We start from the raw sequence: 19,664 nt of genomic DNA on the forward strand, positions 1-19,664 counted from the left end.
ATAGCTAAAGGTACTCTACGAATGTCTCGTACTATTATGCTTATCCCTGCAAGTGCTGGTGTTGGTCTAACTAGCGTAAGCATGGGTGTTCTTCGCGCAATGGAGCGCAAAGGCGTTAAGGTTTCTTTCTACAAACCAATTTCACAGCCACGTTCTGGCGGTGATCAACCAGATCTAACTTCAACTATCGTTGGCTACAACAGCGATATGAAGATCGGTCAACCACTAGCGATGTCTGTTGCTGAAAGCCTAATTGGTAACGACAACATGGACGAGCTGCTAGAAACTGTTGTTGAGCGTTACAACCAAATCAACAAAGATGCAGACGTAACGCTTATCGAAGGTCTAGTACCAACTCGTAAGCACCCATTCGCTAACCAAGTGAACGCGGAAATCGCTGCAACTCTAGGTGCGGAAATCGTTCTTGTTGCAACTCCTGGTACAGATAACCCAGCTCAACTTAAAGAGCGCATCGAAGTAGCATGTTCTAACTTCGGTGGTACTAAGAACAAGAACATCTCTGGCGTAATCATCAACAAGCTGAACGCGCCTGTTGACGAAGCTGGCCGTACTCGCCCTGACCTATCTGAAATCTTTGACGATGCAGACAGCGCGAAGCAAAACGAAATGAAAGTGATGGAAATCTTCAACACTTCTCCAATTCGTGTACTAGGTTGTGTGCCATGGAGCATCGATCTAATCGCTACTCGTGCAATCGATATGGCTCAGCACCTAAACGCTGACATCATCAACGAAGGTGACATCGCGACTCGTCGTATTAAGAGCATCACTTTCTGTGCACGTTCTCTGCCAAACATGATTGAGCACTTCAAACCAGGTTCTCTACTTGTTACTTCTGCAGACCGTCCAGACGTTATCGTTGCAGCTGCACTTGCAGCAATGAACGGTGTTGATATCGGTGCGGTACTTCTAACTGGCGGTTACGACATTCCTGAAGAGATTGCAGGTCTATGTAAGCCAGCATTTGAAACGGGTCTACCGATCTTCAAAGCACAAGGTAACACTTGGCAGACTTCTCTAAACCTACAGAGCTTCTCTATCGAAGTTCCTGCAGACGATAAAGAGCGAATCGAGTTCATCAACGAGCACGTTGCTGGTCACATCGACGGTAACTGGATCGAGTCTATGACTGAGGGTACTCAGAAGTCTCGTCGCCTAAGCCCACCAGCATTCCGTTACCAGCTAACTGAGTTCGCTCGTAAAGCTGGCAAGCGTATCGTTCTTCCTGAAGGTGACGAGCCACGTACAGTTAAAGCTGCGGCTATCTGTGCTGAGCGCGGCATCGCGGAGTGTGTGCTTCTAGGTAACCCAGACGAAATCCGTCGCGTTGCAGAGCAGCAAGGCGTAACACTAGGTGCTGGCGTAACTATCATCAACTCTGATGAAGTTCGTGAAAACTACGTGGCTCGTCTAGTTGAGCTACGTGGTGCGAAAGGCATGACTGAAGTTGTTGCTCGCGAGAAACTACAAGATTCAGTATTCCTTGGCACAATGATGCTTGAGAACGACGAAGTAGACGGTCTAGTTTCTGGTGCGGTTCACACCACAGCAAACACTATCGTTCCTCCGTTCCAAATCATCAAGACTGCACCTGATGCGTCTATCGTATCTTCTGTATTCTTCATGCTGCTACCTGACCAAGTATTGGTTTACGGTGACTGTGCGATCAACCCAGATCCAACAGCTGAACAGCTTGCTGAAATCGCTATCCAATCTGCTGATTCTGCAGCGGCATTTGGTATCGACCCTCGCGTTGCTATGATCTCTTACTCTACTGGTGAATCTGGTAAGGGTGCAGACGTAGATAAAGTACGTGAAGCAACTAAGATTGCTCAAGAGAAACGTCCAGATCTAGTGATCGACGGTCCTCTACAGTACGACGCAGCGATCATGGAAAACGTGGCAGCTTCTAAAGCGCCTAACTCTCCAGTAGCAGGTAAAGCGACAGTATTCGTATTCCCAGACCTAAACACTGGTAACACGACTTACAAAGCGGTACAACGTTCAGCAGACCTAGTATCTATCGGTCCAATGCTGCAAGGTATGCGCAAGCCTGTAAACGATCTATCTCGCGGTGCACTAGTAGACGATATCGTGTACACAGTTGCTCTAACTGCGATTCAGGCGGATCAAGCTGACCAAGCTCGCGAAAAAGCAGTTAACTAATTAACTGCACTTTTCTGAATGCAAAAAACCTCGCCACGGCGAGGTTTTTTTTCACTTTGTGTTCGAGTAAATCAATACAAAGCCAAAAACAAAATAGCGCCAGAAAGCACGCAGCCAACCATAACGGGCGCGACTCTTCTCCATAATGCCTTATCCCCTATTGCAACAACCATCCCCATTTTTACCACTGTATTGACTGAGGCCGCGATCAGAATACCCAATGCCGCGGTTTCCACGCTCAAGGTTTGGGTACTTTGCCGCCCAAGCGCAAGGGAAATAGCATCAACATCCGTAATACCAGATAGCGCAGACAGTATTAGCACACCAGCACTACCAAACAGATCAGACAGTGCATGCGATAACAACATGATCACGGCGAGCACAACCCCAAAGAACAGTGCCGATTGAAGGGCTAATGGGTTGGTTTGTTTATTCGGTTGTTCTATTTGCTCAACCTCGCTGCGACGCCATATCCACCAAGCAGGCAAATAAAGGGCAGCCATCATGCCCAAGACAACGGGTCCCAACAATGTCACTAATTGGGGATTAATCACCGAAAGAACGATCAGCAACCGAGGAAACATAGTCCCGCAACTTAGCAGTATGCCGCTGGCAAGCAAAGGACTTATATTCGCTTGCTCCCGTGAAAGATGAGAGAACTGCAGTGTAAGTGCAGTAGAAGAACTTAGCCCAGCAAAGACAGACGTAAACAAAATACCCCGCTTTGCACCGCCGATCTTAATCGCGAAATAACCGACAAATGAAATACTGGCAATCAGCACCACCATCCACCAAATTTCATAAGGGTTCAAAGCCTTCCATGGGCCGTAAGCTTGGTTGGGTAAAAGAGGTAATAGGACGATAGAAATGAGCAGCAGACGCAAAGCAGCATCAAGCTCGTACTCTTGGAGACGCTGAAGCGCCTGATGAAGCTCTTTCTTGTTATCCAGTACCACCGCAGTGATAACCGCTGCGGCCGCAGCAAGAACAGGCTCCCCAGAAACAGCGAGACTGCCAAGAACAAAGGTGATCACCAAACTAACCACGCCAGTAATGCTGATGTCCTCACTCTTTCTTTGTTGAATAACAAACGCAATACAGGCAAGGATAACCAAAGCAATCAATGCAAAGCCAAGCAATAACGGTGTGTAGATGTTGGCAAGAATCCCAACTAAGCCACCCAGTAAACCGACCAAAGAGAAGGTACGGATACCCGCAACGCGACTGCCTTCAACGCTATTACGCATTACCCAGCCACGTTGGGTTCCGACAATTGCCCCCAATAACAGCGCAATAAACAGATTCCAAATTAGATGCTCGCCACTGACAAACTCATTGATATCCATACCCCACCTCAGTCCAAGATCGGCCGTTATATCATCAGTTTATGTTATAAGCGGAAAGAAGTTGTGATGATTGGAAGATATTGCGAAAAAAGAAAAAGCGCCATATCAAATGGCGCTTTTCTCGGAGAGCTTGAAGTTAGATTAAATCTCGGTCATGAGGTGAATCCAAATCTAACTCAGGCCCTTTTGGTACGACTTGCGTCGGGTTGATACCCGTATGACTGAAGTAGTAGTGACGCTTAATGTGGTAGAAGTCGGTAGTCTCTGCCACACCTTCAACTTGATAAAGCTCTTTCAAATAACCCTGAATATTTGGGTAATCCGCAATGCGTTGTTTATTACACTTAAAATGACCTACATACACAGCGTCAAAACGAACAAGAGTAGTAAATAGGCGCCAATCCGCTTCGGTGATTTTATTGCCTGCTAGATAACGATGCGTTGCAAGGTGAGCATCGATTTTATCCAGTGCGGCAAACAGTGAATCAAACGCTTCTTCATAAGCTTCTTGCGTTGTCGCAAAACCACAACGGTATACGCCATTATTCACGTTCGGATAAATGTAGTCATTCCACTCATCAATCACGCTTTGAAGTTGCTCTGGGTAATAATCATCATGGTTGCCCGTTAATTCATTGAACTCGGAGTTGAACATACGGATGATTTCAGACGATTCATTCGACACGATCGTGTTGGTCTTTTTATCCCACAGAACTGGAACGGTAACGCGACCAGTGTAATCGGACTTGGCTTGAGTGTAGATCTGATGCATTCGGGTGTGACCGAATAGTGGCTCTGGGAGCCCCATTTGCCAGCCTTCACCTAGCATATCTGGACACACAACGGTGACGTCAATGTGCTTTTCCAAGCCTTTGAGTTTACGGAAGATCAGTGTGCGATGCGCCCACGGACAAGCGAGTGAAACATACAAATGGTAACGGCCCGACTCTGGCTGGAACGTTGCATCAGGTTTGTTCTTTATCCAATTGCGAAAGCCTGCGTCTTCACGAACAAACTTACCACCGCTTGATTTAGTTTCGTACCATACGTCGTGCCAAACGCCTTCAACTAACTTACCCATGACTGCTCTCCTCATATTCTGTTTTCTACTATATTAGCGATTCATGTACAGCTTAGAATCCGACCATTTAGTCCATCTTGTTCAAGAATTTCGAATGAACTAAAACTAAGAGAAATCGTAGGCATAAAAAAAGCGCGACCCTATAAAAAGGAGCCGCGCTTAAGCCCGTCACAGGCCGAATTTAATTACATTGCTACGTGTAGACAAGATACTGCGTGAACATCTGAACCTTCGATGTGTGGCTTAGTCTTCGCACACTCTTCTGTTGCTTGTGGACAACGAGTACGGAACACACAACCAGAAGGAGGACTAATTGGTGATGGTAGATCACCTTCTAGCATCTGAATCTTCTTGCTGCGTTCAATTTTCGGATCCGGAATTGGAACCGCTGACATCAACGCTCGTGTGTATGGGTGTTTTGGATCGGCAAACAATGCTTCCGCTTCACCCAACTCAACAGCGTTACCTAGGTACATAACCAGTACGCGGTCTGAGATGTGTTTCACCACTGACAAATCGTGCGCGATGAATACCAATGAAAGACCAAGCTCTTTCTGAAGCTCTTTCAATAGGTTAACTACCTGAGCTTGAATCGATACGTCCAGTGCTGATACCGGTTCGTCACAGATGATCATCTTCGGCTTAAGGATAAGTGCACGTGCGATACCAATACGTTGACACTGACCACCTGAGAACTCGTGTGGGTAACGGTTGATAACGTTTGGCAGTAGACCTACCTTCGCCATCATTTCTTTAACGCGGTCTTTCACTTCTTGCTTAGTCAGCTCTGGGTAGAACGTCTCTAGCGGCTCAGCGATGATGTCGCCCACTGTCATACGCGGGTTCAAAGAAGCCAAAGGATCTTGGAAAATCATTTGGATTTCTTTGCGCGTTTCACGGCGTTGGACGTCTTTCATCTTCGTTAGGTCTTGGCCTAACCAAACTACTTCGCCATCTGTTGCTTCAACCAAACCAATGATCGCGCGAGCAAACGTCGATTTACCACAACCAGACTCACCTACTACCCCAAGAGTTTCACCTTCGTAAAGGCGAACGTTTACGCCGTCTACCGCTTTTAGGCTTGAAGGTTTTGCCCAAGGCCATGCAGATTTTGATGCAATGCTGAAGTGAACTTTCAGATCAGATACATCCAGAATTAGTTTTTTGTATGTACTCATTTGCTCCAAGCCTCCCATTCAGAAAAACATGCACGCTGACGGCCATCACCAAACGGCGTCAGAATCGGTGCTTCACGCTTACAACGATCCATCACACGGTGGCAGCGATCTTGGTAAGGACAGCCAGGTGGTAGACGAAGCAAGTTAGGCGGGTTACCTGGAATTGTTGGCAGGATCTCGCCTTCTGTATCCAGACGAGGAATCGCCTTCAATAGACCTTCCGCGTAAGGGTGGCTTGGGTTGTAGAAGATTTCGTTCACAGTGCCGTACTCCATAGTACGACCTGCATACATCACTAGTACTTTGTCACATGAACCCGCTACGACACCAAGATCGTGCGTGATCATGATGATTGCAGTATTGAACTCAGATTTCAGCTCGTTCAGCAGATCCATGATCTGCGCTTGAACCGTAACGTCCAATGCCGTTGTTGGCTCATCCGCAATAAGCAGTTTTGGACGACACAGCAGCGCCATTGCGATCATTACACGCTGACGCATACCACCCGAGAACTCGTGTGGGTACATGGTGATACGCTTACGAGCTTCTGGGATTTTTACCGCTTCAAGCATGCGAACCGACTCTTCGAACGCTTCTGCTCTACCCATACCTTTGTGCAGCATCAGTACTTCCATCAGCTGATCGCTCACTTTCATGTACGGGTTAAGAGACGTCATTGGGTCTTGGAAGATCATTGCGATCTGTTCCGCACGAACCTTGTTCAGCTCTTTTTCTGGAAGGTTAAGAATCTCATTACCTTCGAATTTCGCACTACCAGAGATAATACCGTTCTTAGCCAGTAGACCCATGATTGCGAATACAGTTTGTGACTTACCTGAACCAGACTCACCTACGATACCTAGGGTCTCACCTTGATTCAGAGAGAAGTTCAAATCGTTTACTGCGGTTACGATACCATCTTGCGTGGTAAATTCGACGCGCAGATCTTTGACATCTAATAAACTCATCATTGCTTCCTTTATTCTTTCTATTTTTAATTATCTGTCTTTTGGATCCAGCGCATCGCGCAGACCGTCACCAACGTAGTTGAAGCAGAATAGAGTCACAACCATGAATGCTGCTGGGAACGCCAGCTGCCAGATTGCCACTTCCATTGTTTGCGAACCTTCTTGTAGAAGTGCGCCCCAACTTGTCATTGGTTCCTGTACACCAAGACCAAGGAATGAAAGGAATGATTCAGTAAGAATCATGCTTGGGATAAGTAGTGTTGAGTAAACCGCTACGATACCCAGTACGTTTGGAACGATGTGGCGAGTGATGATCTTCCACTTGCTCACACCACAAACGTGCGCCGCTTCAATAAACTCTTTACTACGCAGACTTAGCGTTTGACCACGTACGATACGAGCCATATCTAGCCATGCGATAGCACCGATAGCGACGAAGATAAGAACGATGTTACGGCCGAAGAACGTTACCAGTACGATAACTAGGAACATGAACGGAACCGCGTATAGGATTTCAAGAATACGCATCATGATACGGTCCACTTTACCGCCGATGAAGCCAGAGGCTGCACCGTAAAGCGTACCAATCACAACCGCAACCAATGCACCTAGAACACCTACCATCAGAGAGATACGACCGCCAATCAGCGTACGTACGTAAAGGTCACGACCTAAGCTATCAGTACCGAACCAGTGTTCAGCACTTGGACCGACGTGCATTGCGTACCAGTCTGTATCATCAAATGTGTAAGGCGCCAGCATTGGCAGGAAGATTACCGCAAGGGTCATCAATGTAAGAATGAACAAGCTCACCATTGCCGCTTTGTTACGCATAAAGCGGATGCGTGCGTCTTGCCATAAACTACGGCCTTCAACTTCCAGGTTCTCTGCAAATTTCTCGACCGCTTCAAGATTCTCTTTTTTCGTTAACATAACCATACTTCCCTGTTAGTAGCGAATTTTCGGGTCAATCATTGCTAGCAGAATATCAACGATAGCGTTGAACAAGATGAATAGGAAACCAATCAGAATGGTTACACCCATTACTAGCGAGTAGTCACGGTTAAAAGCTGCGTTTACGAACAGCTTACCGATACCTGGCAGACCGAAGATGGTCTCAACAACTACCGAGCCGGTAATAATGCCGACAAACGCCGGTCCCATGTAAGACACAACAGGGAGTAAAGCTGGTTTTAGTGCGTGTTTTAGGATGATGTAACGGTAGCTTAGACCTTTCGCACGGGCAGTACGGATAAAGTTACTGTTCAATGTCTCGATCATTGAACCACGAGTGATACGAGCAAACGTGGCGACATAAAGCAGTGACATTGCGATTACTGGCAGCACCAAATATTGCCATGAGCCATCATGCCAACCACCAGCAGGGAATAAATTCCAGTGGAGCGAGAACAAGTAAATCAAAGCTGGCGCCAACACGAAAGATGGCATTACTACCCCAAGCATCGCCGTAGACATAATGGTGTAGTCAAGCCAAGAGTTTTGTTTGAGCGCGGCTATGGTCCCGATCGTCACCCCCAGAATGACCGTGAAGATAAAGGCAATGAAACCCACCTTCGCCGATACTGGCAGTGCTACCGAGATTAGCTCGTTTACTGTGTAATCTAAGTATTTGAATGAAGGACCAAAGTCGCCTTGGACAACGTTAGTCAAGTACGTGGTGTACTGTTCAAACACAGGCTTATCTAGACCGTATTTGGCTTCAATGTTCGCCATAACTTCTGGCGGTAATGGACGCTCGCTCGAGAATGGGTTACCCGGTGCGAAACGCATAAGAAAGAAAGATACGGTGATCAAAACCAACATTGTTGGGATCGCCTCAAATATCCTTTTTGCGATGAATTTAAGCATAAACTCACTCTTTCAGTCTGTGACAGTTAAAAAAATTGATAATAGGCACCGCACGTCCCTTTCTTGGGACGTGTGGGCCTTATTCTTATAGTCTTGAAGCGACTTTAATTAGTCTGCTTTGATGTAAAGATCTTTGGTGTAGATCTTTTCTTCCGCGTTGTTAGCAGGGAAACCACCAACGTGCGGGTTTAGTAGACGAGAACGAACGTACTGGTAAATAGGCGCGATAGGCATATCTTTCGCCATCAGTTGCTCAGCTTCTAGGTAGATCTTGGTACGCTCTTCTTCTGAAGTCGATTTGATCGCTTTGTCGATCAAAGCATCGTACTCTTTGTTACCCCAGTGCTGGCCACCAGTTGTGTTCGAGCTAACCATAAGGGTTAGGAATGAAGATGCTTCGTTGTAGTCGCCACACCAACCTGCGCGTGCTACTTCGAAATCACCTTGGTCTTTCGTAGATAGGTAAGTTTTCCACTCTTGGTTTTCTAGCGTTACGTCTAGACCTAGAGTTTTCTTCCACATAGAACCAAGCGCTACTGCTAGCTTCTTGTGGTTCTCATCTGTGTTGTATAGAAGAGAGAATTTAAGAGGGTTGTCTTTGCCGTAACCCGCTTCCGCCAATAGGCGTGCTGCTTCTTCGTTACGCTCTTTTTGCGTCATCTTACCGTAAGTTGGAAGCTCAGGGTTGAAGTGCGCTGTGATTTCCGGCGTTAGGAAGTACGCAGGCTTCTGACCTTGGCCAAGAATCGCGTTTGCTACGATGTTACGGTCGATAGCGTAAGAAATTGCTTTACGAACGCGAACGTCGTTGAAAGGCTCTTTCTTAGTGTTGAATGAGTAGTAGTAAGTACACAGGCTACCTTCAACCGATACTGACTCTGGGTGCTCTTTCTTCAGACGCTTAAAGTGCTCAGTCGGCAGTTTAGACGTGAAGTCGATTTCACCAGATAGGAAACGGTTCATTTCAGCAACGCCGTTTTCGATTGGAAGGTACGTTACTTTGTTGATAACGGTTTTGTCGTTATCCCAGTATTCGTTGTTACGAACAAGCTCTAGACGCTCGTTCACAACCCAGTTGTTTACTACATAAGCGCCGTTACCTACGAAGTTTTCTGGTTTCGTCCATTGATCACCAAACTTCTCAACTGTCGCTTTGTGTACTGGTTTCATTGTTGTGTGACCAGCCATCATTACAAAGTAAGGAACCGCTGTGTCTAGTTCAACCACCAAAGTGTGGTCGTCAGTCGCTTTAACACCTAGCTCGCTTTTGTCTTTTTTACCCGCAACGATGTCTTTCGCGTTTTTCATCTTGGTGTATTCCATGTACCAAGAGTATGGCGAAGCGGTTGCAGGATCGACTGCACGCTGCCAGCTGTATACGAAATCTTGTGCTGTTACAGGATCGCCGTTAGACCATTTAGCGTCTTTGCGTAGGTGAAAAGTGAAAGTTTTGTTGTCTGAGGTTTCCCAGCTCTCAGCTACACCAGGGATAGTGTCACCGTCTGCATTTTGGTTCACTAAGCCTTCAAGAAGATCACGAATCACATGTGATTCAGGAACACCTTGAGATTTATGCGGGTCAATTGTTGCAACTTCAGTACCGTTACCACGAACGATTTCTTGTTTTTCAGCTAGTTTAGTGCCTGCCGGAACGTCAGCAGCGAAAGCGGTAGTAGAAGAGGCAGCCACTGCCAGACCAGCACCTAGAAGAAGGGCTTTGGTGATTTTATTCTTGTACATGCGTAAAACTCCAAGTTTTTCATTAGCATCCATGACTTCTCTGCAAGGGACTGGAACGGTCAGTATTTTAGAAGTTTTTAGTGCACTTTTTGAGCACAAAATTCTAAAACCTTACAAAGACTGCGGCACACATTAGCAACCATTGAAGTAATTTGCCATAAAGAGGTAGCAAAAAAACTAATAATTCTGTAAATAGTGCGCATATTTAGCAATAAATACCGCAATAAAAGTATTGAATAGAGAAATACTGATTCACCCGCTTATTTGACAGGTGAAACTTTCGATAAATCTAATTTCAAACTTATTGATAGCATCTTATGCTAGATATATGTAAAAAAGTTAACATTTATGACACATTGAGTCTAATAAATAATTGCATATATTCCGTTAGATATTTTTTATTGTGAACAAGGTCACCGAGAGGAGAAAGAAAGGAAAGGTGATGATTTTGAAGGCAAATCACAGTAGGAAATATAGGCGGTTTCAGCCCTAAAAAAAGAAAAAACCAGACGTTATTAACATCTGGCTTTGAAAGGGTTGTTAGCAGAATAAAAACTGCCCTACTTTTCCCAGCGCTGTGCAGCTTGATGATCGGTATCGCGCGACTCAATCCAGCGGTTTTCACTGGTCGTGCGCTCTTTTTTCCAGAATGGCGCTTTGGTCTTTAGGAAGTCCATGATGAACTCACAAGCATCAAATGCCGCACCACGGTGTGCACTAGAGACACCAACAAACACAATTTGGTCACCCGTGTCGAGATCACCAACACGGTGAATAACTCGAACACCTAGCAGAGGCCAACGTGATTCCGCCTCATCACAGATGTCGCTCAGGCTTTTCTCCGTCATACCCGGATAATGCTCTAGGTGAAGACCAATCACGTTGTCGCCAAGGTTCATATCACGAACTTTACCGATGAAGGTCACTACCGCACCAGAGGCGGTACCTTCTGATAGACGTTGGTATTCTTGATCAACCGAAAAGTCTTCAGCTTGTACAGAAACGCGAGGATCCATATTAGCCCCCTGTTACCGGTGGGAAGAAGGCAACTTCGTCGCCCGCTTTCACTTCAGTATCCAAAGGTACGATAGACTGGTTTACCGCAGCCAGTAACTTACCTGGCTCTAGCGCTAAATCCCATTTACCTTCTTTATCTGCACCAGTTTCGACCAAATGTGCACGAATCGCCTCAACATTGCTGAACTGCTCTTCGAGTTCTAGGCCATCGATACCAACAAGCTCACGCGTTTGAGCAAAGAAAAGTACTTTAATCATTATTCCGCCTTGAAGTGACCCGATTTACCGCCCGTCTTCTCAAGAAGACGAACTTGACCAATAACCATGTCTTTTTGCACTGCTTTACACATATCGTAAATCGTCAGAGCCGCCACAGAAGCAGCCGTTAATGCTTCCATCTCGACACCGGTTTTGCCTGCAAGCTTACACACAGACTCGATACGTACTTTGTTTTCGGCTTCGATGGCTTCCAGTTGAACTTCAACTTTAGACAATAGAAGAGGATGACAAAGCGGGATCAGATCCCAAGTTTTCTTCGCTGCTTGGATGCCAGCGATACGAGCTGTGGCGAACACATCACCTTTGTGGTGCTGGCCAGACACGATCAATTGCAACGTTTCTGGAGCCATGTGTACGAATGCTTCAGCACGCGCTTCACGTACCGTTTCCGCTTTTGCAGACACGTCGACCATGTTAGCTTCGCCAGACGCGTTGATATGGGTAAATTGGGTCATTGTTTTTCCTTCGCTTTTAGGAAAGGTTATACAGATAGGTGAGGCATAAAGTTACAAGGACGGTGACTTGCATCTAGCTGTTGCTTGATGATCTTCGTCCAACCTGTACGACACGCACCAGTAGAACCTGGCATTGCGAAAATAACCGTGTGGTTAGCAAAGCCTGCAATTGCGCGAGATTGGATCGTTGAAGTACCGATCTCTTCGTAAGAAACCAAACGGAACAACTCACCAAAGCCTTCTACTTCTTTATCAAACAGAGGCTTAAGTGCTTCTGGCGTGCTGTCACGTGAAGTGAAACCTGTACCGCCAGTGATCATGATTGCTTGTACGTTTTCGTCAGCAATCCACTGAGAAACGATCGCGCGGATCTTGTACATGTCATCGATAACGATTTGTTTATCAACAAGGTTGTGACCCGCTTCTTTCGCGTGTTCAACTAGGTAACCACCAGAAGTGTCGTTTTCTTCAGTACGAGTGTCAGATACCGTTAGAACGGCAATGTTTGCAGGTTGAAATTTGCTTTCAGCGTGACCCATTTGTTCACCTATTCTCTAAGTTTGCTTTGATACGTAAGGTATCGATTCTGGAAAAATCATCAGAAGCCACGTCAGCTCCCGATGTAAAATCTGATTGGAATTAGCCGCCGATAGACGCAAGATGTGGCGTCATACCTGTATTGCCATCGTGCAAGAAGTGACTAACGGATTTCGTTTGCAGTTGCGCTTGAATACGTTCAATCAATTCGTTTTCTTGCTCGTCACGTTCTAACAGGTCTCGCAATTCCACGCCATGATCACCAAACAGGCATAAATGCAGTTTACCCATAGCCGATACACGAAGTCGGTTACAGCTCTCACAGAAGTCTTTTTCGTACGGCATGATCAAGCCAATTTCACCCTTGTAATCTGGATGAACGAAAACTTGAGCAGGGCCATCGTTGTGAGAACGAACTTTAAGTAACCAACCATTGGCAATTAATTGATTGCGAATAGCGACACCAGAGACATGGTGCTTAGCAAACAGATCATCCATTTCTCCCGTCTGCATTAATTCAATGAAACGCAGTTGGATAGGACGATCTTTTATCCAGTTAAGGAAAGCAGGCAGCTCGTTATGGTTGAGGTCTTTCATCAGCACCACGTTGACTTTGACTTGCTCATAACCCACTTCGAACGCACGTTCGATACCATTCATCACCTCGGTGAACTTATTTTCACCAGTGATTTGATGGAACATACGTGGGTCCAGGCTATCCACACTCACATTGATGTGCGTAAGGCCAGCTTCACGCCAATCTGCAACTTGCTTCGCCATGCGGTAACCATTCGTCGTTGTGGCGACTTTTTTGATACCCGGCGTGGTTGCGACTGAGTGAATAATGTCAGTAAAGTCTTTGCGTAAACTCGGCTCACCACCAGTGATACGTACCTTTGAGGTACCACAATCTGCAAACGCTTTTACGACACGTTTGATCTCAGGGAGAGATAAAAAAGACGAGTTTTTATTGCCCGATGGCTTGTAGCCGTCAGGAAGGCAATAGGTACATTTGAAATTACATACGTCGGTCACAGACAGACGCAAGTAATAGAACTTACGATGAAATTTGTCTTCGAATTGTTGCGCCACGGAACACCTTTCCAAACACGGGAGGCATAATCATTTCCAATTATGCCCTTGTGACAGTATGTCACTGGCTCAAGACGCCTATCCTTGGACTTAGCATAGTGAGCTCGGAGTTATGGCAACCAGAGGAGATAAACCCCTGATAGCTTTGCCGTGTAAAATACTTAATATTTGTAATGGAATCCAGACTTGAGTGATAAAAAACTCTCTGGAAACACAATTTACCGCTTAGTGAGTACCTCTTTGGCACTCATTAAGTTAAATTGTAGTCGTTTTTTACAAGATTATTAGAAGAACGTAATGAATATCTACACCGATAAGAAAGTGGTCGCAGTTGGCGGTGGTCACGGTTTGGGCCGTATGTTAGCGGCATTAAAAGATTTTGGCGGCAATGCAACTGGCATTGTTGCGACAACAGATAATGGCGGTTCTACGGGCCGTATTCGTCATTGTCAGGGTGGTATTGCTTGGGGTGATACTCGTAACTGTATCAACCAGTTAATCACCGAACCATCAATCAGCTCGATGATGTTTGAGTACCGATTTAAAGGTACTGGCGAGTTAGATGGACACAACCTAGGTAACTTGATGCTGACGGCATTGGACAACCTGTCGGTACGACCACTAGATGCGATCAACCTTATTCGCAATATGCTGAAGGTCGACGTAAACATTCTGCCTATGTCAGAGCACCCTTCCGACCTAACGGCTCTATCAGTAGATGGGCAGTGGGTCACAGGTGAAACCAATGTGGATGAAATGGAAACCGATCTGCGTCGTCTTGATCTGTCACCGGAAGTCCCTGCAACCAAAGAAGCAGTTACGACGCTCTCAGAAGCAGATGTCATCATTCTTGGTCCGGGAAGCTTCTTAACGAGCATCATGCCGCCGCTATTGCTGCCTGAAATTGGTAAAGCGATTGCTGCTAACCAAAAGGCGAAAGTCATCTTTGTGGCAAACTTGAGCCCAGAATATGGCCCTGCTGGCCGTATGACGATGAAGCAAAAGCTTGAATGGTGTGAGCGTGCGTGCCAAGGCCGTAAGATCGATGTGGTACTGGCTGAAGAGACTGAGCAAGAAGTGCTGGATAACTGGAACGTAGTCACGGAGTCATTGGCTTCAACGAACCGTGATTGGCGCCACGACCGAGACAAACTAAAGCTCGCGATTGAAAATCAATTACTGTCTGACTAGACGAAAAGCATTGAGAAAGCGGCTTCGATTCGGAGCAAACTCCCTAAACAAAAAAGCCCTTCCACACCGGAAGGGCTTTATGTTTTTTGCGTTGCGCTTAATGTCTTGCTCGAAACGTTAGTTTGTCCAAGAACGGTAGGCGTCACGAGTGATACGAAGTAAATCGAGCATTTCGCTCGTCTCCATCCCCTGCTCTTGCAATTGATTCGCTTTTGCTTTCTTGTCGATGGCAATCGCTAGTTCACACAATCGATCTGCGCCAAAGCTGGCAGCACTGCTTTTCAGTGCGTGGCTGATCTCTTTTAAATACAACAGCTGCTCTGAGCCCTGAAGTTCAGTTAAAGTGCCAATGTAGGAGTCCATTTCCCCAAGAAAAATATCAAGCAAAACAGGAACATTATCGCTGCCAATTTCCGCAGACAGTTCTTCAATTTTTTGCTGATTTAATACGTCCGTATTCATACGTTTTGTTTTTCGTCCTTGCTATTCCAAGCTTGCAACTTGCGATAAATCGTTGATGGGCTAACATCCAAATAGCCAGCAGCGCGTGGAATGTTGCCTTCACACGCTTGAATTGCCTGCTCGATGGCCATTTTCTCTGTCATCCAAAGCGGCATAATATCTGACACCGTCATAATGTCAGGTTCAATAAATTTTGCTACCGATTGGCGCACAACAGGCTGATTCAGTGGTGGCGGTAACATATCCAGCGTGATCTCTTTGCCATTGTTCAGTACCACGATATTACGCAATACGTTTTGCAACTGGCGAACGTTACCCGGCCATTCGTAGCTGTTGAATCTTTCAATCACGTCTTGTGCGAAACGGACGAAACTCTTGCCTTCCTCATGAGACATATAACCAAGCAACGAGTATGCAATTTCAATAACGTCTTCACCACGCTCACGCAGCGGCGGAAGGTGTAAAGGAATCACGTACAAACGGTAATACAAGTCTTCACGGAAACGGCCTTCTTGCACTTCTTTCCAAGGGTCTCGGTTAGTTGCACACACAAAGCGCACATCCACGCTCTTCATTTTAGAAGAACCGACTTTTTGGAATGTACCCGTTTGGATAAAGCGCAATAGCTTAGTTTGAAGATCCAGGTCCATTTCACAGAGTTCATCAAGGAACAACGTGCCGCCATCAGCAAGCTCTGCCGCACCTTGTCGGTCATTCGCAGCACCAGTAAACGCACCTTTTACGTGACCAAACAGCTCACTTTCAATAAGGTCTTTCGGGATTGCCGCACAGTTGATGGCGATAAACGGCTTATCACCACGTTTGCTTGCTGCGTGAATCGCTTCGGCACACACTTCTTTACCCGTACCACTTTCACCCGTGATGAAAATACTCGCTTTACTGCTCGCTGCCGAGTCAATGGTGCGGTAAACCTGCTGCATGGTTTGGCTACTGCCGATGAAGCCTTGGTAATTTTGGTTACCAGGGTTGTCAGCTTCGTTCTTTAGCTTGGTTGCTTTGCGGATCGCATTGTTCACCGTGACACGTAAACGGTCTGCTTCACATGGTTTGATTAGGAAGTCTTGAGAACCGTGACGCATCGCCTCTACCGCAGTATCGATAGAGCCGTGGGCAGTCATGAAGATGATTGGCACGTCTGGATGGCTTTTCTTCACCGCGTGCAATACGTCCATCCCTGTCATATCAGGTAGACGAAGATCGAGCAGAATAAGATCAGGAATGCGATGGTTCAGGCTTTCAATGGCGTCTCTGCCTGTTCCAACAATATTGATATCGATGCCAAGTGGCGTGAGGTAAGAACGGTAAAGTGCCGCAACGGATGCGGTGTCTTCTACCATTAGTAGATAACGAGACTTTTGACCTTCTGTTATTTGTTGCATAGCCTAGCCGATTTTTCGTTGTGTTTTAAATAATAATCGCATTACGCTTTGCATTTTGCAAATAATCATTTGTTAGACTGTGGGTATTCTAAACAAAGTAAACCGAATATCAACAGGTTAAATTATGGCACAAACCATGCTGTATACTTTTTGACCCCTCGGGTCACCTAGCCAACTGACGTTGTTAGTGAACGACATGTTCACAGAACGAGCCAATAGATCCGACTGCCTATTGGCTTCTTTTTTGTCTGCAGATTTGGGCTCGGGACATGCCCGAGCTATGGTCGTAGACACAATCACTCGGGCATTGGATGTGGCAATGAAATTAAGGTTAGAGAAGAATTAACTGTTCGCGATAAATTGAGCGCGCAGCTTTTCAATCTCGTCACGTTTCTGGGCCGCCAATTCAAATTCAAGATCTTGAGCGTGTTGGTACATCGCTGCTTCCAAACGACTGATCTCTTTCTCCAGCTGTTGTGGAGACATGATCTCGTAAGTCTGAGAAGGCTCTGCCACTTTCGATAGCGGCACTTGCTTAGTATTACGCTGACGCTTCGATTTGGTGATGTCCCCCAACTCCATGATGTCTTTAATATTTCGCTTCAAGGCTTGAGGCTCAATACCCATCTCTGCGTTATACGCTTTTTGCTTCTCGCGACGACGATCTGTTTCGTCCATCGCTTTCTTCATCGACTTAGTGATCGAATCTGCGTAAAGAATCGCTTTACCTTTGATGTTACGAGCCGCGCGACCAATGGTCTGAATCAATGAACGCTCTGAACGCAAGAAGCCTTCTTTATCTGCATCCAAGATTGCCACCAGCGACACTTCTGGCATATCGAGACCTTCTCGCAATAAGTTGATCCCAACCAACACATCAAATTCACCCAAACGAAGGTCACGAATGATTTCTACACGCTCAACCGTATCAATGTCTGAGTGAAGGTAACGAACTTTCACATCGTGCTCGTGCAGATATTCGGTTAAGTCTTCTGCCATACGCTTGGTTAGCGTCGTCACAAGAACACGCTCGTCTTGCGCTGCGCGAATTCGAATCTCAGACAACAGATCATCAACCTGAGTAGCAACTGGGCGAACTTCTAATTCCGGATCGAGCAGACCCGTTGGACGCACAACCTGGTCCGCAATCTCATCGGCTGACTTCTCAAGTTCGTAGTTACCCGGCGTTGCAGAAACAAATATTGTCTGTGGAGAAATCGCCTCGAACTCTTCGAATTTCATCGGGCGGTTATCCAATGCAGAAGGCAAACGGAAACCAAACTCCACCAGCGTCTCTTTACGTGAGCGGTCACCTTTATACATCGCGCCAATTTGCGGTACGGTAACGTGTGATTCGTCGATGATCAGCAAGCCATCGTGAGGTAAGTAGTCAAATAGCGTTGGTGGCGGCTCCCCCTCCGCTCGTCCACTTAAGTAACGAGAGTAGTTTTCGATACCCGAACAGAAACCCAGCTCGTTCATCATCTCAATGTCAAATTGAGTGCGCTGGCTGATACGTTGCTCTTCTAGGAGTTTGTTGTTGTCTAACAGCTGCTTCTTACGCACTTCAAGCTCGTCTTTAATGCTTTCAATGGCATCAAGAATACGCTCACGTGGCGTGACATAGTGCGTCTTTGGGTAAATCGTATAACGCGGCAGGTCTCGCTGTTTGACCACACCAGTCAATGGGTCAAATACGCTGATACAGTCGACTTCATCGTCAAACATCTCTACGCGCACGGCGTCTTGGTCTGATTCCGCCGGGAAGATGTCAATCACTTCACCACGCACGCGGAACTGGCCACGCTCAAACGCAACATCGTTACGTGAATATTGAAGTTCTGCAAGACGACGCAACATATCACGCTGATCAATCACATCACCGCGGCGCAAGTGTAGCATCATTTGTAGGTACGACTCTGGGTCACCCAAACCATAAATGGCCGAAACCGATGCAACAATGATTGCATCTTTGCGTTCCAATAATGCTTTTGTTGCCGATAAACGCATCTGCTCTATGTGGGCATTCACTGACGCGTCTTTTTCAATAAAGGTATCCGTCGTTGGCACATAAGCTTCGGGTTGATAGTAATCGTAGTAAGAAACGAAGTATTCAACGGCATTATTTGGGAAGAAGGCTTTCATCTCACCGTACAGTTGCGCGGCAAGTGTTTTGTTTGGCGCGAGAAGAATCGCCGGACGCTGCGCTTCTGCAATTACGTTTGCCAGTGTGAATGTTTTACCCGAGCCCGTTACACCCAACAGAGTCTGATGGGCAAGGCCTGCGTCTAAACCCTCTAATAACTGTTTGATGGCGGTTGGCTGATCACCGGATGGTTGATATTCAGAGACCAGTTCATAAACTTTACTCATACCCTTCCTCAAATTTCCTGCACTTTGGCTGTATATATATACACCTTGTTAGATGAAATCTACGTCTATTTTAGATTTATAGCTCATTACGATTAATTTTTGCGCTTTCTCTATTTTGGTCTAGCCTTAGTTTGGTGACTCTGTTATAGTCTTCCGCCCTACTTGGTGAAGCTTCCCAGATCATCTAAATTCAGTTTCCACAACTTTTCCCCAAAAACAGCCAATATTATCCTTTATCCCCAAAAGGCTGAATCTTATCCACTTTGCTCAATTCTGAGTTAATTTAAATAAATTACTGTTTTATCTGATTATTCATTGCATATTTCTGCTTAAAAACTCAAACCAAAGCAATTCTGTTGCATATAAAAGATCTTTACTCAGATCTCATCAACATAGTTATCCACAATTTTAGTGGATAAGTAACTCTAGCCCTTTACTGGCAAGGACTGCAAAAAAGTAAAGAATAAAATGCATGATTTTTTGCTAAAA

Annotated in this window: 17 protein-coding genes and 1 riboswitch; of the genes, 2 read left to right on the forward strand and 15 right to left on the reverse strand. The window is 46.0% G+C overall.

Going from position 1 to position 19,664, the window contains the following annotated elements:
• The first annotated feature begins 21 nt into the window (after nucleotides 1-21).
• Nucleotides 22-2,187: a phosphate acetyltransferase gene (gene pta, locus GXP65_RS17240; protein WP_005433245.1), complete on the forward strand. Its 2,166-nt coding sequence runs from the start codon at nucleotides 22-24 to the stop codon at nucleotides 2,185-2,187.
• Nucleotides 2,188-2,258: 71 nt separating this feature from the next.
• On the opposite strand, the gene GXP65_RS17245 is transcribed toward pta, so the two are convergent.
• The 12 genes from GXP65_RS17245 to moaA form a co-directional block, all read right to left on the reverse strand.
• A complete protein-coding gene (locus tag GXP65_RS17245) occupies nucleotides 2,259-3,533 on the reverse strand; it encodes an MgtC/SapB family protein (RefSeq protein ID WP_162093346.1) in 1,275 nt (424 codons plus the stop codon).
• A 136-nt stretch (nucleotides 3,534-3,669) separates the two neighbouring features.
• A complete protein-coding gene (locus GXP65_RS17250; RefSeq protein WP_079402222.1) occupies nucleotides 3,670-4,614 on the reverse strand; it encodes a glutathione S-transferase family protein in 945 nt (314 codons plus the stop codon).
• Between the two features lie 185 nt (nucleotides 4,615-4,799).
• Nucleotides 4,800-5,792 carry a murein tripeptide/oligopeptide ABC transporter ATP binding protein OppF gene (gene oppF, locus GXP65_RS17255; protein WP_162093347.1) on the reverse strand — a complete coding sequence of 331 codons (993 nt, stop codon included), beginning with the start codon at nucleotides 5,790-5,792 and terminating at the stop codon, nucleotides 4,800-4,802.
• Nucleotides 5,789-6,760: an ABC transporter ATP-binding protein gene (locus GXP65_RS17260; protein ID WP_162093358.1), complete on the reverse strand. Its 972-nt coding sequence runs from the start codon at nucleotides 6,758-6,760 to the stop codon at nucleotides 5,789-5,791. The genes oppF and GXP65_RS17260 overlap by 4 nt, the downstream gene beginning before the upstream one ends.
• A gap of 30 nt (nucleotides 6,761-6,790) precedes the next feature.
• Nucleotides 6,791-7,693, reverse strand: coding sequence for an oligopeptide ABC transporter permease OppC (gene oppC, locus GXP65_RS17265; RefSeq protein WP_005531413.1), 903 nt, complete (start codon nucleotides 7,691-7,693; stop codon nucleotides 6,791-6,793).
• 15 nt (nucleotides 7,694-7,708) lie between these two features.
• Entirely contained in the window at nucleotides 7,709-8,629 is a 921-nt protein-coding gene (gene oppB / locus GXP65_RS17270; protein ID WP_005433208.1) for an oligopeptide ABC transporter permease OppB, read from the reverse strand.
• Between the two features lie 108 nt (nucleotides 8,630-8,737).
• Nucleotides 8,738-10,369 (reverse strand): ABC transporter substrate-binding protein, encoded by a 1,632-nt coding sequence (locus GXP65_RS17275; RefSeq protein ID WP_005433211.1) that lies wholly within the window; start codon nucleotides 10,367-10,369, stop codon nucleotides 8,738-8,740.
• A gap of 560 nt (nucleotides 10,370-10,929) precedes the next feature.
• Entirely contained in the window at nucleotides 10,930-11,385 is a 456-nt protein-coding gene (gene moaE, locus GXP65_RS17280) for a molybdopterin synthase catalytic subunit MoaE (protein ID WP_010645711.1), read from the reverse strand.
• A gap of 1 nt (nucleotide 11,386) precedes the next feature.
• The gene (gene moaD, locus GXP65_RS17285) at nucleotides 11,387-11,644 is read right to left on the reverse strand and encodes a molybdopterin synthase sulfur carrier subunit (RefSeq protein ID WP_134977429.1); all 258 of its coding nucleotides are present in this window, start codon (nucleotides 11,642-11,644) and stop codon (nucleotides 11,387-11,389) included.
• Nucleotides 11,644-12,120: a cyclic pyranopterin monophosphate synthase MoaC gene (moaC, locus tag GXP65_RS17290; RefSeq protein ID WP_005433216.1), complete on the reverse strand. Its 477-nt coding sequence runs from the start codon at nucleotides 12,118-12,120 to the stop codon at nucleotides 11,644-11,646. Before moaC ends, moaD begins: the two co-directional genes overlap by 1 nt.
• A gap of 26 nt (nucleotides 12,121-12,146) precedes the next feature.
• Nucleotides 12,147-12,659, reverse strand: a complete 513-nt coding sequence (moaB, locus tag GXP65_RS17295) for a molybdenum cofactor biosynthesis protein B (RefSeq protein ID WP_162093348.1) — start codon at nucleotides 12,657-12,659, stop codon at nucleotides 12,147-12,149.
• A gap of 100 nt (nucleotides 12,660-12,759) precedes the next feature.
• A complete protein-coding gene (gene moaA, locus GXP65_RS17300; RefSeq protein WP_005531402.1) occupies nucleotides 12,760-13,749 on the reverse strand; it encodes a GTP 3',8-cyclase MoaA in 990 nt (329 codons plus the stop codon).
• Nucleotides 13,738-13,871, reverse strand: a riboswitch (molybdenum cofactor riboswitch). It overlaps the preceding gene by 12 nt.
• Nucleotides 13,872-14,046: 175 nt before the next feature.
• Between moaA and GXP65_RS17305 the strand changes: the two genes are divergently transcribed.
• Nucleotides 14,047-14,940 (forward strand): YvcK family protein, encoded by an 894-nt coding sequence (locus GXP65_RS17305; protein WP_005531401.1) that lies wholly within the window; start codon nucleotides 14,047-14,049, stop codon nucleotides 14,938-14,940.
• A gap of 117 nt (nucleotides 14,941-15,057) precedes the next feature.
• Here GXP65_RS17305 and luxU read toward each other — a convergent pair whose 3' ends face one another.
• From luxU to uvrB, 3 genes are all read right to left on the reverse strand, one after another.
• The gene (gene luxU / locus GXP65_RS17310; protein ID WP_038889851.1) at nucleotides 15,058-15,402 is read right to left on the reverse strand and encodes a quorum-sensing phosphorelay protein LuxU; all 345 of its coding nucleotides are present in this window, start codon (nucleotides 15,400-15,402) and stop codon (nucleotides 15,058-15,060) included.
• Nucleotides 15,399-16,802, reverse strand: a complete 1,404-nt coding sequence (luxO, locus tag GXP65_RS17315; protein WP_005433212.1) for a quorum-sensing sigma-54 dependent transcriptional regulator LuxO — start codon at nucleotides 16,800-16,802, stop codon at nucleotides 15,399-15,401. The genes luxU and luxO overlap by 4 nt, the downstream gene beginning before the upstream one ends.
• A gap of 342 nt (nucleotides 16,803-17,144) precedes the next feature.
• Nucleotides 17,145-19,175, reverse strand: a complete 2,031-nt coding sequence (gene uvrB, locus GXP65_RS17320) for an excinuclease ABC subunit UvrB (RefSeq protein ID WP_005531398.1) — start codon at nucleotides 19,173-19,175, stop codon at nucleotides 17,145-17,147.
• Nucleotides 19,176-19,664 lie beyond the last annotated feature (489 nt).

It is taken from the genome of Vibrio sp. LB10LO1 (assembly GCF_010092875.1).
Lineage (GTDB): Bacteria > Pseudomonadota > Gammaproteobacteria > Enterobacterales > Vibrionaceae > Vibrio > Vibrio campbellii.

Coding starts and splice junctions, on each gene's coding strand:
- moaE (WP_010645711.1), bottom strand. CDS start 11,385: ATGGATCCTCGCGTTTCTGTACAAGCTGAAGACTTTTCGGTTGATCAA.
- oppF (WP_162093347.1), bottom strand. CDS start 5,792: ATGAGTACATACAAAAAACTAATTCTGGATGTATCTGATCTGAAAGTT.
- uvrB (WP_005531398.1), bottom strand. CDS start 19,175: ATGAGTAAAGTTTATGAACTGGTCTCTGAATATCAACCATCCGGTGAT.
- oppC (WP_005531413.1), bottom strand. CDS start 7,693: ATGTTAACGAAAAAAGAGAATCTTGAAGCGGTCGAGAAATTTGCAGAG.
- GXP65_RS17275 (WP_005433211.1), bottom strand. CDS start 10,369: ATGTACAAGAATAAAATCACCAAAGCCCTTCTTCTAGGTGCTGGTCTG.
- moaD (WP_134977429.1), bottom strand. CDS start 11,644: ATGATTAAAGTACTTTTCTTTGCTCAAACGCGTGAGCTTGTTGGTATC.
- luxU (WP_038889851.1), bottom strand. CDS start 15,402: ATGAATACGGACGTATTAAATCAGCAAAAAATTGAAGAACTGTCTGCG.
- pta (WP_005433245.1), top strand. CDS start 22: ATGTCTCGTACTATTATGCTTATCCCTGCAAGTGCTGGTGTTGGTCTA.
- GXP65_RS17305 (WP_005531401.1), top strand. CDS start 14,047: ATGAATATCTACACCGATAAGAAAGTGGTCGCAGTTGGCGGTGGTCAC.
- GXP65_RS17250 (WP_079402222.1), bottom strand. CDS start 4,614: ATGGGTAAGTTAGTTGAAGGCGTTTGGCACGACGTATGGTACGAAACT.
- oppB (WP_005433208.1), bottom strand. CDS start 8,629: ATGCTTAAATTCATCGCAAAAAGGATATTTGAGGCGATCCCAACAATG.
- luxO (WP_005433212.1), bottom strand. CDS start 16,802: ATGCAACAAATAACAGAAGGTCAAAAGTCTCGTTATCTACTAATGGTA.
- moaB (WP_162093348.1), bottom strand. CDS start 12,659: ATGGGTCACGCTGAAAGCAAATTTCAACCTGCAAACATTGCCGTTCTA.
- GXP65_RS17245 (WP_162093346.1), bottom strand. CDS start 3,533: ATGGATATCAATGAGTTTGTCAGTGGCGAGCATCTAATTTGGAATCTG.
- GXP65_RS17260 (WP_162093358.1), bottom strand. CDS start 6,760: ATGAGTTTATTAGATGTCAAAGATCTGCGCGTCGAATTTACCACGCAA.
- moaC (WP_005433216.1), bottom strand. CDS start 12,120: ATGACCCAATTTACCCATATCAACGCGTCTGGCGAAGCTAACATGGTC.